Annotated in this window: 11 protein-coding genes; 2 read left to right on the forward strand and 9 right to left on the reverse strand. The window is 45.5% G+C overall.

Going from position 1 to position 17026, the window contains the following annotated elements; all coding sequences use genetic code 11:
• Window positions 1-7 precede the first annotated feature (7 nt).
• Window positions 8-3544, reverse strand: a complete 3537-nt coding sequence (gene nifJ, locus CKV62_RS07280; RefSeq protein WP_095066357.1) for a pyruvate:ferredoxin (flavodoxin) oxidoreductase — start codon at window positions 3542-3544, stop codon at window positions 8-10.
• Window positions 3545-3931: 387 nt separating this feature from the next.
• Between nifJ and CKV62_RS07285 the strand changes: the two genes are divergently transcribed.
• Together CKV62_RS07285 and CKV62_RS07290 are read left to right on the forward strand one after the other, a co-directional pair.
• Entirely contained in the window at window positions 3932-4855 is a 924-nt protein-coding gene (locus tag CKV62_RS07285; protein ID WP_095066358.1) for a LysR family transcriptional regulator, read from the forward strand.
• A complete protein-coding gene (locus CKV62_RS07290) occupies window positions 4855-5274 on the forward strand; it encodes a hypothetical protein (protein WP_095066359.1) in 420 nt (139 codons plus the stop codon). The genes CKV62_RS07285 and CKV62_RS07290 overlap by 1 nt, the downstream gene beginning before the upstream one ends.
• A gap of 159 nt (window positions 5275-5433) precedes the next feature.
• On the opposite strand, the gene citF is transcribed toward CKV62_RS07290, so the two are convergent.
• The 8 genes from citF to CKV62_RS07330 all read right to left on the reverse strand — a co-directional run bounded on the left by citF (window position 5434) and on the right by CKV62_RS07330 (window position 17023).
• Window positions 5434-6981: a citrate lyase subunit alpha gene (gene citF, locus CKV62_RS07295; protein ID WP_095066360.1), complete on the reverse strand. Its 1548-nt coding sequence runs from the start codon at window positions 6979-6981 to the stop codon at window positions 5434-5436.
• The gene (locus CKV62_RS07300; protein WP_005382238.1) at window positions 6971-7936 is read right to left on the reverse strand and encodes an HpcH/HpaI aldolase/citrate lyase family protein; all 966 of its coding nucleotides are present in this window, start codon (window positions 7934-7936) and stop codon (window positions 6971-6973) included. Before CKV62_RS07300 ends, citF begins: the two co-directional genes overlap by 11 nt.
• Window positions 7936-8205: a citrate lyase acyl carrier protein gene (gene citD, locus CKV62_RS07305; RefSeq protein ID WP_095066361.1), complete on the reverse strand. Its 270-nt coding sequence runs from the start codon at window positions 8203-8205 to the stop codon at window positions 7936-7938. The genes CKV62_RS07300 and citD overlap by 1 nt, the downstream gene beginning before the upstream one ends.
• A gap of 103 nt (window positions 8206-8308) precedes the next feature.
• Window positions 8309-9712 carry a DASS family sodium-coupled anion symporter gene (locus tag CKV62_RS07310; protein WP_095066362.1) on the reverse strand — a complete coding sequence of 468 codons (1404 nt, stop codon included), beginning with the start codon at window positions 9710-9712 and terminating at the stop codon, window positions 8309-8311.
• A 280-nt stretch (window positions 9713-9992) separates the two neighbouring features.
• Window positions 9993-10904 carry a LysR family transcriptional regulator gene (locus tag CKV62_RS07315; RefSeq protein ID WP_095066363.1) on the reverse strand — a complete coding sequence of 304 codons (912 nt, stop codon included), beginning with the start codon at window positions 10902-10904 and terminating at the stop codon, window positions 9993-9995.
• 17 nt (window positions 10905-10921) lie between these two features.
• Window positions 10922-11665 carry a Bax inhibitor-1/YccA family protein gene (locus tag CKV62_RS07320; RefSeq protein ID WP_095066364.1) on the reverse strand — a complete coding sequence of 248 codons (744 nt, stop codon included), beginning with the start codon at window positions 11663-11665 and terminating at the stop codon, window positions 10922-10924.
• 75 nt (window positions 11666-11740) lie between these two features.
• On the reverse strand, window positions 11741-13489 hold the full coding sequence (gene pyk / locus CKV62_RS07325) for a pyruvate kinase (RefSeq protein ID WP_095066365.1): 1749 nt from the start codon (window positions 13487-13489) through the stop codon (window positions 11741-11743).
• 126 nt (window positions 13490-13615) lie between these two features.
• Window positions 13616-17023 carry a DNA polymerase III subunit alpha gene (locus CKV62_RS07330; RefSeq protein ID WP_095066366.1) on the reverse strand — a complete coding sequence of 1136 codons (3408 nt, stop codon included), beginning with the start codon at window positions 17021-17023 and terminating at the stop codon, window positions 13616-13618.
• Window positions 17024-17026: the final 3 nt, after the last annotated feature.

Genomic DNA, 17026 nt, shown 5'->3' on the forward strand with positions numbered 1-17026 from the left:
TAATAAATTATTTTACGTCGTCAAAACCTTTTTGTAAGCGAACATAACTCAAGCGACGTTCTTTAGCGTCTTGTTCAGTTTTAGCGAACAATTCTTCTGCCACATCAGGAGCCGCTTTAGCCAAGGAAGCGTAACGTACTTCACCTTTAAGGAAGTCTTGGAAGCTTTCAGTCGGTTCTTTGGAATCCAAGGAGAATGGATTTTTACCGTCTTCTTTAAGTAGAGGGTTGTATCTGTAAAGATCCCAGTAACCAGCTGCAACAGCTTTGCGTTGTTCTTCCTGAGCTTTACCCATACCAGCTTTGATACCATGGTTGATACATGGGCTGTAAGCGATGATTAGGGATGGACCTGGATAAGCTTCTGCTTCCGCCAATGCTTTCATCAATTGGTTTTTGTCAGCGCCCATAGCTACTTGTGCTACGTATACATAACCGTAGGACATAGCCATCATACCGAGATCTTTCTTCTTAGTACGTTTACCGGAAGCAGCGAATTGAGCTACTGCAGCAACGTGAGTGGATTTAGAAGCTTGACCGCCAGTATTGGAGTAAACTTCTGTATCGAATACGAAGATGTTGATGTCTTCGCCGGAAGCTAATACATGGTCAACACCGCCGAAGCCGATATCGTAAGCCCAGCCGTCACCACCGAAGATCCAGTGAGAACGTTTAACCAAGAATTGTTTCTTTTCAAGAAGTTCTTTAAGTTCAGGAGTTGTAGCACCTTCAGCTTCGATTGCCGCTACCAAACGAGCGGAACGTTCACGGCTGGAAGCGCCAAGGTTAGCAAATTCTAACCATTGTTCCAAAGCTTCTTTCAATTCGCCTGTTGCAGTTTCAGCTGCTTTTGCAGCTACTTCCGCCAACTGTTCACGAATCTTTTTAACACCGATGTACATACCGTAACCGAACTCAGCATTGTCTTCGAACAAGGAGTTTGCCCAGGAAGGACCTTGACCAAGTTGGTTAGTAGTGTATGGAGATGCAGGCATGGAAGCACCCCAGATGGAGGAACAGCCGGTAGCATTCGCAATCATCATACGGTCGCCGAACAATTGAGTAATCAATTTAGCGTAAGGAGTTTCACCGCAACCTGCGCAAGCGCCAGAGAATTCGAACAATGGTTGTTCAAATTGGGAGCCTTTAACAGTATCCTTCTTCATAGGATTTTCTTTTACAGGAAGGTTTACACCGTAATTCCAAGCTTCAGCTTGTTCGATTTCGGAATCGATGGAAGTCATTACGATAGCTTTGCCTTTTGGTGCAGGACAGATATCAACGCAGTTACCGCAACCCAAGCAATCTAATGGGGATACGGCGATACGGAATTGAAGGTCTTTAGCACCAAGTGCAGGGATTGTATCGAAATGTTCAGGAGCCGCTGCCACTTCTGCTTCAGTTGCCAAGATTGGACGAATTGTAGCATGTGGACATACGAAAGAACATTGGTTACATTGGATACAGTTTTCAGGTAACCATTTTGGAACGAACAATGCAGGACCGCGTTTTTCGTATTTAGCAGTACCGGCAGGTAATGTACCGTCTTCGTAACCAGCGAATGTGGATACAGGAAGATCATAACCGGCTTGTGCATTGATTGGTTGTGCAATGTTTTTAACGAAAGATGGGCAAGATTCGCAACCAGGTTTAACTTTTTCATGACCTTCGTCAACAGCATTTTTCCAGTCTGCAGGAACATCTACTTTCACCAAAGCGCCGACGCCTTGATCGATAGCGGCATTGTTCATGTCGACGATGTTCTGACCTTTTTTACCATAGGAAGTTACTACGGATTCTTTAAGGTATTTAACAGCGTCATCTACAGGGATAATTTCAGTCAATTTGAAGAAAGCAGCTTGTGTTACCATGTTGATACGACCGCCCAAACCGATTTCAGAAGCGATTTTCGCAGCATTGATGATGTAGAAGTTCAATTCTTTCTCAGCAATTTCGCGACGCAATTTAGCAGGCAAATGTTCAGTCAATTCTTCCGGAGACCAAGTACAGTTCAATAGGAACGTACCGCCTTTTTTGATGCCACGGATTAGATCGTATTCATGTACATAAGATTGACGGTGACACGCTACGAAATGTGGTTCAGTTACCAAGTATGGTTGGTTAATCGGGTTTTTACCAAAACGAAGGTGAGACATTGTTACGCCACCGGATTTTTTGGAGTCGTAATCGAAGTATGCTTGAGCATACATGTCAGTGTGGTCACCGATGATTTTAATAGCGGATTTGTTCGCACCTACAGTACCGTCAGAACCGAAGCCCCAGAATTTACATTCAGTTAAACCTTCAGTGTGAACGTCTACGTCTTTAGCGCGTTCCAAGGACAAGAATGTCACATCGTCATTGATGCCCAATGTGAAGAATTTCTTACCGTTTTTATCTGCCAAGTTATCGAATACAGCAACGATGTCTGCAGGGATAACGTCTTTGGAGCTCAAACCATAACGACCGGCGATAACTTTGATGTTACGGCCGCCGTCAACTACAGCCGCCTGTACGTCCAAGAACAATGGTTCAGCCAATGCGCCAGGTTCTTTAGTACGATCAAGAACCGCAATGCGTTCAACAGTTTTAGGAAGTACTTTCAACAAACGATCTGTTGCGAATGGACGGAACAAGTGAACGTTGATGAAACCGACTTTACGGCCCAATTTGTTGAGGTATTCAACAGTGGATTCTACTACTTGAGCGGAAGAACCCATCGTTACAACAACATCAGTCGCATCAGGAGCACCTACATAGTTGAACAATTGATAATCAGTACCAGCCAACTTGTTGATTTCGTTCATGTAATGTTCTACAACGTCAGGAACGTTCAAGTAGAATTTGTTAGCTGCTTCGCGATGTTGGAAGTATACGTCAGGGTTTTCTGCAGTACCACGAGTTACAGGCGCATCAGGATTCAAAGCATTTTTACGGAATGCTTTTACAGCGTCCATGTCAACCAATGGTTTCAAATCTTCATAATCCCAGATCTGAATTTTTTGAATTTCATGGGATGTACGGAAACCGTCGAAGAAGTTGATGAAAGGTACACGAGTTTTAATAGCAGTCAAATGAGCAACTGCAGACAAGTCCATTACTTCTTGTACGGAGGATTCAGCAAGCATAGCGCAGCCAGCTGCACGAGCAGCCATTACGTCCTGATGGTCACCGAAGATAGCCAATGCATGTGCAGCCAAAGCACGAGCAGCTACCTGGAATACACCTGGAAGTAATTCACCTGCAACTTTATATAAGTTAGGAAGCATCAATAACAAACCTTGAGAAGATGTAAAAGTTGTTGTTAATGCGCCAGCTTGCAAGGAACCGTGGAATGCGGCAGCAGCACCCGCTTCAGATTGCATTTCTACAACTTGAACAGTGTTGCCGAAGATGTTTTTACGACCAGTTGCAGCCCATTCGTCAACGTGTTCCGGCATTGGAGAAGATGGAGTGATTGGATAAATCGCCGCTACTTCTGTAAAACCGTAAGAAACGTGAGCAGCCGCTTGGTTGCCGTCCATAGTTTTAAATTTACGACTCATGTGATTATTGCCTCCTTAAGCATTTAGCAAAAATAGAACACTTGCTTAATCTATCATTATGAATAGGAATAACAACCATTACAAACTTGCGTACATGAAAAAATAATGCAATAATATATATGTTATATATAATATGGCATTATGTGCGTGTGCATACTGTATTGTAATGGGCACAACCATAATTCCTAATATCATAACTTGATATAGCCCTATAAATTCATTATAACGTGAGGGCCCTATCAAAGCAATACATACAGTGACTGTCGCTTTGCCAATATCGCTATCCATGCTTTACATAAAGTAATAGCTAATTGCATTTCAGTAATAACTATTCTCAGTTAGTCAAGTCACTTCCTATAGCTATGTTTTCTAATTAGGGGGTTAATTATGGATTTTCATCATTTGAAATACTTCGTAGAAGTAGCTGATCAAAAAAGCTTCAGTAAAGCTGCGAGAAATTTACATATTTCTCAATCAGCAATTAGCCGCACCATTAAAGCTCTTGAGGATGAATTAGGCGTAGTGCTTTTCATGCGAAACGCTAAATCCGTAGAGCTTACTGACGGGGGCACGATTTTCCTCACCCATGCTAAACGCGTTGTATTCATGTTTGAACATCTAAAAACAGATTTTGAAAACGAATTTCGTTTAGAACAGGGTTCTATTCGAATCGGTATTCCGCCTATTACAGACGCACCGATTTTTGCACAACTTTTAGGGGAATTTAAGAAAGTATATCCGCAAATCGAATTGGAACTCTACGAACAAGGTTCCAAGAAAGTGGAAATCAGTGTCCAGGAAGGTTTAATCGATATCGGGATTATCTGTACGAAACCTAATCCGAAGGAATTTGAATCGTTCTATTTGACCAGCGATCCCCTCTCCGTCATCATTCCAAAGTCCAGCCCTTTGGCTAAGGAAAAGGAAATCCGCTTGGAAATGCTGGCTGACGAATCCTTCGTACTGCACAAGGACGATTTCAACCTTCATGATGAAATTATCAAGGCATGTAAACATACAGGCTTCCAACCTCATATCGTATTCGAGACAAGCCAGCGGGATCTCATGTTGCAGACGGTCAGTGCCGATCTTGCGATTGCATTATTGCCTTCCCGTCTCTGCCCTGAGGTCGGTGAAAGCTCCGACGTCAGCTCCAGAGTTGTCGTAAGACCGCTAGTGCCTGAAATCATTCACACCCTCTACGTAATTTGGAAAAAAGGCCACTACCTCTCCCATGCATCTCGCTTGTGGTTAGACTTTGTAAATTCCAAACTACCATTACCAGGATTACAACTTGAGGAACGCCAATAATGAATAAACCATCTGGGCTCGCTACTAAATTGCGAGCCCTTTTGAAAGCTAAACAAACACCCATGTGGGGCGTTATCATCGTGCTGATTATCGTCATCATCATACAGCAGATTCAGATAGCGGAACTGCAATGGCGCGTCGACGAGGACCACGACGGCTCCACGATTGAAAGCGTAGCAGGACGCCTGTATATTTTGGAAGGAATGGCGAACAAGCACAGCGATCAGATCGATGACATCCAGAAAGATATACGGTACCTGCAAAACGAAGGTGCCAGATACGACTGGGAACTGAAACAACTGCAATGGCTTCATCCGGACCTGAAAGTACAACCGCCGGATGCCAATCCGTACCAATTCAAATCGACGGATCTAAACCTCGATATGAATCCGGGGAAAGTACCGGATGTAAAAAAATAATTTACGCAAAAAGACCCTCTCCGTGGTCCGTAGACGAACTTCATTCATATGTGAGTCCGAGGACCATGGAGAGGGTCTTTATATTAACTAATCAGCAAGGGATGGTAAGTCGACAGTGGAACCATTCAGGATTCAACCGGACTCCACATCACATCTAACTTATAGAGGTTTGCGAACCACGTCAAGGATAGAACCATCGCGGTATTCTACGATTGCCACGATATCTTCGTCTTTGTCGGATACAGGGATATCTTGTGGTTTACCTACCAAGTCGAATGCTAATTGTCGTAATTCTTCAATTGTGTAGATAGGCAAGTTGCTGTCTTTGAAGCGTTCAATCAAATCGTTGCGAGCCGGATTTATTGCGATACCGTATTCGGTAACGAGTACGTCAACGGAGGAGCCCGGTGTAATAACAGTTGCTACTTTGTCACGGATCATCGGCAAGCGGCCGCGGATCAATGGACAAGTAATAACTGTGCATTTAGCACCTGCCGCTGTATCGGAGTGACCGCCGGAAGCGCCCATCAATACACCGTTGGAGTCAGTCATTACGTTTACATTAAAATCAAGGTCAATTTCAGTAGCACCAAGGAATACTACGTCTAAGTAGTTTGTAGTGCAGTCTGTCCATGGGTTAGCGTACATGGAAGCGGACATTTCGATGTGTGCAGGGTTTTTATCCAAGGAAGCTGCTGCAGTAGTATCGAATGTTTGAGTATCGTAAATGGCACGAATCAAGCCTTCTTCAAGCATACCAGTCAAGATACCAGTAGCGCCACCGATAGCGAAGCCACCTACTTCACCGCGTTTGCGAAGTTTTTCAGCGATGAATTTCGCAACAGTCAAAGGAGCACCGCCGGCGCCCAATTGGAATACGAAACCGTCTTTGATGATGCCCGCCTGATCAAGGAATTCACCGGCCAATTCAGCAATCTTAATCTGGATAGGGTTTTTAGTGAAACCTACCGCACCGGAAGCTATACCTTCCGGATCACCGATGCTTTCAACAGGAACAACATAATCTACGTCAGTTTGAGGAATTGCATAGTTATGTACATAATCAACCAAATTATCCGTAATAATAACGGTTGTATCTGCATAGTGAGAATCAACCTTAGCATAACCGAGTGCGCCACATGCGGATTTACCCATACGACCGGTTGCATTACCGCGTGGATCAGCTGTAGGTGCGCCCATGAAAGCTACGTCGATATGAACTTCGCCGGATTCGATAGCGCGAGCACGGCCACCGTGGGAGCGAATCACTACAGGACGTTTCAATACGCCAGGGTTTTGAGTCAAGAATTTACCGAGGCGATCGCGTAAACCGGATGTTTCAATAGCTGTAACGGTACCGTCCTGAATCATTTCCACCAAGAATTCATGGCATGGGGACAAAGAAGAGGACGCGATGGTAATGTCCTTAATGCCTTTCGCCTGAACGCGTTCCATAACCATTTTCATTACATAGTCGCCGTTGCGTAAATGATGATGGAAGGACAATGTCATACCATCTTTTACGCCGGCTTTTTCGATTGCTTCATCGATGGAAGCAAGTACTTTATTAGTACCCACACGGCTCATATGTACAGGTTTACCTGCGCGATGAGCTTTAGGTTCGATTGCGAATTCACCTTGATATACTTCGCGACCTTTTAATGCGGGAATATTTGTCGGGATATCGCGACCTACTTTATTTAACATCGTATTCTGCTCCTTCCTCTAATTCAACTTTAATGCCTGCTGCACGTGCTTTATCGACTACGCGTTGTGCACGAACTACGATAGGGCCATCGATCATTTTACCATCTACGGAAATTACGCCTTTATTGTTGCGCAATGCATCGGCATAGCTGTTCAATACCTTAACGGAATGAGCGATTTCTTTTTCATCAGGAGTGAATACTTCGTGGATAATTTTGATTTGGCTTGGATGGATACAGGACTTGCCGTCATATCCCAACGCTTTAATAAATTCAACTTCTTCGCGGAAGCCTTGAGGATCTTTCACGTCGGAGAACACCGTATCGATTACTCGGATACCCGCTTCGCGTGCTGCATGAAGGATTGTCTGACGAGCGAACAACAATTCAACAGCCGGTTTATGTTTACCTGTACGAAGGTCAGCACGGTAGTCTTCAGCGCCGAGAGCGATAGCAACTACGCGAGGGCCGTGACAGATTTCACGAACATTGTATAAGCCGCGAACGGATTCAATAGCCACGATAATGTTGATTGTGCCTTCCGGCCAACCGTTAGCTTTTTCCACTTCTTCAATCTTCTTCGCTACGATTTCAACTTCAGAAACGTCTTCAGTTTTAGGTAAACGAATCATATCAGGTTTAGCTGGAACGATGACATCAAGATCGTCATAGCCATAAGGTGTCTGTGTAGGATGGTTGATACGAACAACTGTTTCTGCACGGAATTTACGGGATTTCAATGCTTCTGCAGTTAAAAGACGAGCTGTGTCTTTTTCTGTAATTGGCACGGAATCTTCGATATCGATCATGATGGAGTCAGAGCCGTGAATGTCAGCACTGTTAATCATTTTAGGTGTATTACCCGGTACGAACATCATGGAACGGGACAAGCGTTTTTTAGCTGCCTCCGTTAATGGATTTGTTTTAACTTCAGGAAATGTTTTATCGTTAGCCATTATGCTTTGCTCCCCCTTTCCAATGCGCCCAACACGCGGGCTTTAATCGTGTAATCCCAAGCGTTTTTATCTTGTACGGTTACTTTTACGCCATCATAACCGGCTTCTTTCACTGTGTTCAAGATAACGGATTTAATTTGGTCGCCGTATTGGCGAATAACTTTGGATGTTAATTCGATTTCGATGCCGCTAGCAATCGGTTCCACCGTTACTAATGCATCATTTTTTTCATCGAAGCCCGCTTGCGCGGCTTTTACTAATTGTGCCATGTTGCATCCTTTCCACAAAAAATATATCAAATGGCAAAGACCAGACGTGTCGCGACTGTCTGGCCCGTACCGATAAAACAAAGAGTATTATAAATTTGTATGATTAACCGATCATACCGATGAAAGTCCACCAAGGGATACCTACAACGAAAAGTAGAATCCAGCTCAATACAGCAAGGATCGCACCGGCAGTCCACCAGTCTTTCAAGTTGTTGTAACCTGCGGAATAAATGATAGGTCCAGGAGATGCACCGTAGTGAGTTACGAGACCGCCGAACGCATTTGTTGCAAGCAATACGAGACCGAACATAACCGGATCTACACCTGATGCCATACCTACCGTCAAAAATACAGGAAGCATGGATGCGATGTATGCAGTACTGGAGGCGAACAAGTAACGGATCACAACACTGATAGCGGACAGAATCAATACGACTACGAGTGGCGAAAAATCGAGCACCAAGTTTGTTTGCATGAATGTTGCAAGCCAAGCGAAGAATTTAGCTTTAGTCAACGCTGTGGACAAACCGAGGATAGCACCGAACCAGATGAAAGTATTCCAAACAGCTTTAGTTTGAACCATGTCATCCCAAGTGATGATGCCGCTCAAGAATACGATAGTCATAGCGACTAATGCTACTGCGGTCGCGCTTAAATCAACGCCGATGGAAGGCAATGCCCAACCGATAAGAGCGAGAACGAATACAACAGCCAAGATCTTTTCGGATACTTTCATAGGTCCCAATTTAGCGAGACCGTCGGCAGCCAATTTCTTGTTGTCGATTTCCACGCTTTCAGGGCGGTCAATCCAGTAACCGATAAGAGGAACAAAGATCAACATTACAAGACCAGGAAGTGCCAACGCTAATGCCCACTCGCCCCAAGTCATGCTGAGGCCGGTAATCTTGGTAACGAAGTCCAGTGCCAACACATTCGGAGCCATAGCAGTTAAAAACATGAAGGATGTAATCTTTGTTACGAAGTAGCCATTCATCAAGATAAAGGAACCGCCGCGTTTCGCCGTATCGCCGGGATAGGAACCGATGGATTCGGCGATGGATAAGTTAATCGGATAAATAATACCGGCCGCACGTGCCGTGTTGGAAGGTGTTGCGGGAGATAAAATCAAATCAAGAAGTGCCGTTACATACCCCAAACGCAATACGGTAGAACCGAATGCACGAATCAGGTGATAAGCCACGCGGTGACCAAGGCCGGTCTTACCAAACGCTACGCTCAAGGAGAACGCCGCGATGATCATCCACAATGCCGTGGAGCCGTAACCTACTAAAATTTCTTTCGCATTGTCCAAGAATAATGCGGAAGCGGATAATACAGCTAATAAAATAATTTGAATTGGATACGGTTTTAAAATCAAACCTAAGATACCTGCAATGTAGAAACCAAATAGGCGCCAGGCGGTATCTGAAAGTCCTTCCGGTGGAGTTGTGAACCAGAGGATAACCGGAATTAGCACGATAACGGCTAATTTTAGAATTCTTTCCATGTCGTTTCCTTTCTTACTAAACAAGGCATTAAAATCAATACTAACACTATCCAAGATATCCATAACACGCGACTGTTATCTATGAACCCTGGTCTAAGTCTATCTTCATTATAAATGGACATAAGCATTATGAAAAATAGATTAGTTTTATAGGGGTTATAAAAACTTTTATACCTTCATCTCATATCGTTTATGCATTTTAAGTATAGATTTTCATATCAAAATGAAAAAAATGCATGTATACATACACAATTTGATGTATACATGCACTTACATGATTTTATGCTTTATATTCTCTAAATATACTCTTATCTACTACCGTATGTTTCTTGTAATAATTACGTACGTATTCGATGAAAGTTTTCACCGCCACAAGGTTTGCCGCATCTTTCGTGTACACCATGTTGGTATCGCGCGTAATATACTGCCCTTCCCTACTGCGTAGCGGGCTTACGTAGATATCTTTATCCTTACAGGACCCGAGTCCCATATAGGTCAAGATGGACCATCCCAGACCGGCGCGCACAAAGTGACGACACGTACTCATGGAGTTGACCTCCATCGCAACCATTGGCGGCCCTTCAAAATGTTCGGCGCACCAGTTTTCGATGATATTGGCTACGGATGCGTCCGTCTGATACCGAATAAACGGCACTTTCTCAAGCGACTCCGGAGCCACCAGTTCCTTGTAGGCCAAGCAATACGGCTCTTTCAGGAGCAGTTCCGATTCACCGGACACCTCGTAACCACCGCGGGCAAATGCCACCATACAGTCACCGGTGTTGAACATCTTCACCACCTGATGGCTGAAGGCCGTCTTAACCTGAATGTGTACATCCGGATATTGTTCACGAAATGATTGCAGCAGTGTCGGCAATTCATAATCCGCAAAATTAATGGATGATGCGATTTTCAAGGTACCTTGAATCTTGCCGGATGCGGAATTCATCGCATTTCCCAGGGTCTCCTGTTCCTGCAGCATACGCTTACAGTATTCATAAAAAATTTCCCCTTGTGCCGTCAGAGCAATGCCGTCGGCATTACGCAATAATAGAGAATGGCCCAAAGCTTTTTCCATATGCCGCAACCGATAGCTCAAAGCCGGCTGCGATAAAAATAATGTTTCGGCCGCTCTCGTAATGTTCCTCTCGTTGACGACAGTTACAAAAGTACGCCATTCTCTATCATCCATAATAACTCCTTTATATATTATCTTTTATTACCGAAAATCCGCAATAAAGAAAGGAATAGATTAATAAAATCCAGGTATAAACTCAAAGCACCTGCAATTTCAACGCGATCAAGAATACTTTCATCCTCGGTCAAGGCCAACTCGGTCACGGTATTCTTGATGCGATTCACATCGATAGCCGTAAAGATGGAGAATACCACAACGCCGACATAACCGAAGATAAGGCTTACCGTGTCGCTATATGCACTGAGGATTGCCACATTAAAATAACGACCGACCATCATCACAACGGATACGATGATCATCCCCAGCAAAGCAGCCAACACGTAAGGCGTAAGGGACGATAAATTGCGTTTTGTCATCGCCCCTACAACGGCAAAAGCGATAAAGAACGCCAACGTACCGATCAGCGCAGGAATAACCACCTCAAATATATTATAACTCAATGATACTAAGGTTAAAGTAAGTCCGTTCAAAGTGCTATAGATAAAGAACATCGCTCTTAAAGTCATAACGTTGGCACTGTAGGCGCGAGCACTGAATAAAAACACTACGCCCAGTTCAACCAATAATATAATACTGAAATGTTCATAGGTGAATCGTAACCAGTTCGGCTGCATGAGAGATGCTAAGCCGACTCCGATGGTTGTAATCAGCCCTACGATCATCCACAAGAAAGACCCTTTCAGACGTTGAGATACGATATATTCAACCTGCGCAACACCGATATTGCTAGGCTGAGCCGTATTGAATTGATCCATAATAATCGCTCCTCCTGATAAATTATAAACATATATATGTCCACCAATATAGTGCACACCTTCTATATACATATATTATCGTGCATTCGCCATGCCCGCAAATACCTTGCCCCGTTCTCCGTCGATTGTCACCTCTTGACCTTCAAGCAACACTTCGTGAGCGCTCTTTGCACCTAAAATGACAGGAATCCCATAGGTAATCCCTGCAATGGCGCTATCCGATGTATATCCGTCCTCCACGGCGATGATGCCGCCCGCCCGTTTGGCCAGGGCCATCAATTCCGGCTCCATCGTACCTACCACCAGAATATCTCCGGACTTGAAAGAATCATAATCACCCTTATGATTTGCGGCGATAAAGAGATTGCCTGTAACGGATTTTCGCAAAATACCGTTGCCGGACAAGAGCACCTGCCCTGCGATATGAACGCGAATCATATTCGTCGTCCCCGTTGCACCTGACGGTACACCGGCGGTAACCACAACAAGGTCTCCGGACTCAATGGCACCGGCGCTGAGGGCTCCGGTAATAGCCCGCTTGACCATATCGTCGGAATTGACGATTTCATTACCTTTAATGGCCTCTACGCCCCAGCATATCTGCATGCGACGAATCGTTTCCTCATGAGGTGTAACGGCGATAATCTTACAATCCGGACGATGGCGGGCCACACTGATTGCCGTATGTCCCGACTCGGTACACGTAAGGATTGCAGATGCGTCCAGATTATGAGCAATGCGTACGCTCGCTGCACAGACCGCATCGGTAGTGGTCATATCAGCCTCGTTGCGGGCCCGCCCCTTACTGTCATAAATAGCGGCACGTTCCGTCACCTCCGCAATGCGTGTCATCGTCGTTACCGCTTCTACCGGATAGGTACCGTTTGCGGTTTCCCCTGAAAGCATGATCGCATCAGTTCCGTCGAGGATAGCATTGGCCACGTCACTTGCCTCCGCACGGGTCGGACGAGGATTCTGAATCATGGATTCAAGCATCTGTGTTGCCGTAATCACCGGTTTACCCGAAGCATTACATTTTTCAATCATCATCTTTTGCAGTACCGGCACCTCTTCGGCAGGAATTTCCACACCCAAGTCACCGCGGGCCACCATAAGGCCGTCGGCAACCTTTAGAATTTCGTCAATATTTTTAACGCCTTCCGCATTTTCAATCTTCGCAATGATTCTGATATCTTTTTGCTCGGACTCCAATATTCGACGGATGGCTACGATATCCTTGGCGCGTTGCATAAAGGATGCCGCAACAAAGTCAATCCCCTGCTGGCAGCCGAAGCGCAAATCCGCTTCATCCTGCTCGGACACGGGCGGTAGGCTAAGCGCCACACCCGGTACGGCCACGCGTTTACGGTTGCCGATTTCTCCGCTGTTTTGGACGGTTGTAACGATATTATTTCCTTCAATAGCATTGATGGTAAGCGTTACAAGACCATCCGCTAAGAGGATTTTGTCCCCTACGGATACGTCCTTCACAAGGCCCTTATGATTAACGGAGCTGATTTCTTTAGTCCCCTCCACGTCGTCAGCCGTCAATATAAATTGTTGCCCCGCTTCGAGGAGCACCTTTCCTTCCTTGAATAAGCCGAGTCGAACCTCAGGCCCCTTTGTATCAAGCATGAGGGCAATCGGTTTATTCACAATCATCGCCGCATCACGCACCATCTGCATACGTTCCGCCTGCTCTTCATGAGTACCGTGAGAGAAGTTAAATCGAGCCACGTTCATGCCGGCCCGCATCATATCTTCCAATATACCGAATTTATCCGTCCCCGGACCTACGGTACATACGATTTTGGTACGTTTCATAATCTCTCCTAGTCGAGTATATCTCTTCACATTAAGTAATAAATTTATAACATCATATTTACATTATTATATCAATAACATAGAGTTCTAAGATGGACCCTATGCAACACGAATAGCCATATGGATTTACTGAATTTCCACGGCACCTTCACCCAGGACGGCCTCGATAGCCTTAATCGACTCATCACTGGGATCAAAGCACATATTGGCCGGCAGATTAATACGTTTTCTTTGACGATGCAAGTATAACGACGTCGGCACGCTGCCCTCGGTATTCACCAAGATGCGTTTCAACGCCTCGCTGTTTTCAGGTGTATCATATTGACTGTGAATATGGATGGCAATATACTTCGCCTGACCATAATTTACCTTCAGAGGCGAAATCCTGTCAGCGATGATTTGCACACCTTTTTCATCGGCGTCGACACGACCTTTTACCTTTACAATCATATCGACGGCAAGGAATTGCTGGCATTGGCTGAACACCTTCGGAAAGGCCACCACATTGGCCGCACCGGAATAATCCTCGATACGCAAAATAGACATGACCTCATTGCGTTTTGTCATACGGTCCGATTTATTTTCTATGAGACCGCCGAATGTAATGGTTTGTCCGTCATATTGCTCAGGATTTTCCATCAACGCCCCTAATTCAAAGAGCCCATCCAGTTCCTTCGCATATCCTTGCAACGGGTGACCCGTAATGTAAAAGCCGGTGTATTCCTTTTCATCCTTCAGCTTATCGTCCTCCGGCAAATCCTCCAGATTCGGTACGGCGATGAAATCCGCCGATTCCTCCGTTTCACCGAAGAGACTCACGGTGCCCATGGCCGCATCCTTCTGCTCCTTGGCGCCCACGGCTTGAGCGCTTTCATACATATGGAGCAACTGATTGCGATTTTCTTTGAACCCGTCCATCGCACCGCATCGGATCAAACTTTCAAGAAGACGTTTATTCACGACCTTATTATCAACACGTTTACAAAAATCCACAATATCCGTATAGAGACCATGCTCATTGCGCTCACGAATCAAACGATCAATGGCATTATCCCCGACGTTCTTGATACCGCCAAGACCGAACCGGATAGCATTGTCCTGCACCGCGAAGCTACGTTCCGAATAGTTGATATCAGGGCCTAACACCTGTACATTATGCTTCTTACATGCGTTGATGTAATAGGTCAACTTCTGCATATTCTGCATGAAGCTCGTCATCGTAGCCGCCATAAATTCAGGGAAATAATGGGCTTTCAAATATGCCGTCTGATACGCAATGTACGCATACGCCGCACTATGCGATTTATTAAAGCCGTAGCCTGCGAAATATACGAGCAAATCAAATACTTCATTCGCCACGGATTCATCGATACCGTTTTTAACGGAGCCCTGAATAAAGGACTCCCGCTGTGCTTTCAGAACAGATTCCTTTTTCTTACCCATGGCGCGGCGCATCAAATCCGCCTGACCGAGGGAGAATCCACCCATGGCGGACGCAATCTGCATAACCTGTTCTTGATATAAGATTACTCCGAAGGTATCTTTCAATATAGGTTCCAAAATAGGATGTAAATAAGTAACCTCTTTTTTACCATGACGGCGATCGATAAAATCCGCCACCATACCGGAACCTAACGGTCCCGGACGATAAAGCGCCACCAACGGAATCAAATCCTCGAAGTGCTCCGGCTTGAGGTCCATAACAAGTTTTGTAATTCCTTCGGACTCGAGCTGGAACACGCCTGACGTGTCACCTTTTGTGAGAAGTTCACAAGCAGCCGCATCATCGAGCGGTATCGCATCCAAATCCAAATCAATTCCGCGATTCGCCTTGATGAACTTTAAGGCATCTCCCATAACAGTTAAGGTACGGAGTCCCAAAAAGTCCATCTTCAAGAGGCCCAATTCCTCGATATTATCCTTGTCATACTGAGTGACAAAGCCTTCATCGTTGGCATTTTGTACAGGTACGTGATCATCGAGCGGGTCGGCGGATATTACAACGCCCGCCGCGTGAGTAGAGGAGTTGCGCGCAATCCCTTCCAGTTTTTTACCGAAATCAAACAGTTCCTTTACATTTGAATCCGATTCGTACAGAGCCTTTAAATCCTTGCCCTGCAACGCCTTATCCAAAGTAATACCCAATTCGTTGGGAATCATCTTGGCGATGCGGTTCACCTCGGCCAGAGGCAAGTCCAAAACACGACCTACGTCGCGGATAACGGCACGAGCCGCTTCAGTACCGAATGTAATAATCTGAGATACCCGCTCCTGGCCGTATTTTCTCGTTACATACTCGATAGCCTGCCCCCGCTTTTCATAGCAGAAGTCAATATCGATATCGGGCATGCTGACACGTTCCGGATTGAGGAACCGTTCAAAGAGCAAATCGTATTTTAACGGGTCAAGACCCGTAATGCCTAAGAGGTACGCCACGACAGAACCCGCTGCGGACCCGCGGCCGGGTCCTACCAAGATATCATGCTCCCGTGCATATCGCACATAATCCCACACGATGAGGAAGTAATCTTCAAAGCCCATCGTACCGATAACGCCCAATTCATAATCGAGGCGCTTCATCAACTCATCACTAGGTTCACCGTAAAGGCGCGGAACTTCTCTTTCACAGACGGTACGCAAATAAGACGCCGCCGTTTCCCCTTCCGGCACATCGAAATGAGGCAAGTGATGCTCATCGAAATTGAACACCACATTGCATCGGTCCGCAATGGCCAGTGTATTCTCTATAGCGCCCGGAATATGGCCGAAGAGCTGTGCCATTTCATCACCGCTTTTGAGGTAGAACTCATCATTAGGAAACTTTAAGCGATCCACCTCGGCACGGCGGCGCCCCGTAGAGATACAAACCTTGATATCCTGTGCATCCGCATCCTCTTTTAAGACATAGTGAAAATCGTTGGATGCGACGATACCGAGACCGTATTCCTTACTGAGCTTAATGAGTTCCTCCTGCGCCTTCAATTCCTCCGACAATCCGTGATTTTGAATCTCCAGGAAGAAATTATCCTTGCCGTACGTTTCGATATACCATTCGATGGAGCGCTTAGCCCCTTCCATATTATCCTGTAAAATATACTGAGGAATCTCACCTTGAATGCAGGCACTGAGGGCAATAATCCCCTTACTGTATTGCCTTAACAGCTCGTGGTCCGCACGCGGGCGATACAGCATCCCTTCCGTAGAGGCTTTCGATACAATCTTAACGAGATTTCGATACCCTTCCATGGTCTCTGCCAAGAGGATCAAATGCTTTAAACGCTCCCGGCTGCGCCCCTCCGGACGGTCAAATCGGCTGTTTTCCGTTACATACACTTCACAGCCGATGATGGGCTTAACGCCCTGTGCTACACATTCTTTATAAAAGTAAATGGCCGCATACATATTGCCATGGTCTGTAATGGCTAAGGCCGGCTGATTCAACTCCTTCGCACGACGTACCATGTCAGGCAAACGGCTGATGCCGTCGAGCAGGCTGAATTCCGTATGACTATGTAAATGTACAAATGGCTGCATGGT

Origin of the sequence: Veillonella rodentium (genome assembly GCF_900187285.1) — a bacterium.
Classification (GTDB): domain Bacteria; phylum Bacillota; class Negativicutes; order Veillonellales; family Veillonellaceae; genus Veillonella; species Veillonella rodentium.

Bases quoted from the DNA above. Each gene is read 5' to 3' on its own strand.
- nifJ (WP_095066357.1), bottom strand. From the start codon at position 3,544: ATGAGTCGTAAATTTAAAACTATGGACGGCAACCAAGCGGCTGCTCAC.
- CKV62_RS07285 (WP_095066358.1), top strand. From the start codon at position 3,932: ATGGATTTTCATCATTTGAAATACTTCGTAGAAGTAGCTGATCAAAAA.
- CKV62_RS07290 (WP_095066359.1), top strand. From the start codon at position 4,855: ATGAATAAACCATCTGGGCTCGCTACTAAATTGCGAGCCCTTTTGAAA.
- citF (WP_095066360.1), bottom strand. From the start codon at position 6,981: ATGTTAAATAAAGTAGGTCGCGATATCCCGACAAATATTCCCGCATTA.
- CKV62_RS07300 (WP_005382238.1), bottom strand. From the start codon at position 7,936: ATGGCTAACGATAAAACATTTCCTGAAGTTAAAACAAATCCATTAACG.
- citD (WP_095066361.1), bottom strand. From the start codon at position 8,205: ATGGCACAATTAGTAAAAGCCGCGCAAGCGGGCTTCGATGAAAAAAAT.
- CKV62_RS07310 (WP_095066362.1), bottom strand. From the start codon at position 9,712: ATGGAAAGAATTCTAAAATTAGCCGTTATCGTGCTAATTCCGGTTATC.
- CKV62_RS07315 (WP_095066363.1), bottom strand. From the start codon at position 10,904: ATGGATGATAGAGAATGGCGTACTTTTGTAACTGTCGTCAACGAGAGG.
- CKV62_RS07320 (WP_095066364.1), bottom strand. From the start codon at position 11,665: ATGGATCAATTCAATACGGCTCAGCCTAGCAATATCGGTGTTGCGCAG.
- pyk (WP_095066365.1), bottom strand. From the start codon at position 13,489: ATGAAACGTACCAAAATCGTATGTACCGTAGGTCCGGGGACGGATAAA.
- CKV62_RS07330 (WP_095066366.1), bottom strand. From the start codon at position 17,023: ATGCAGCCATTTGTACATTTACATAGTCATACGGAATTCAGCCTGCTC.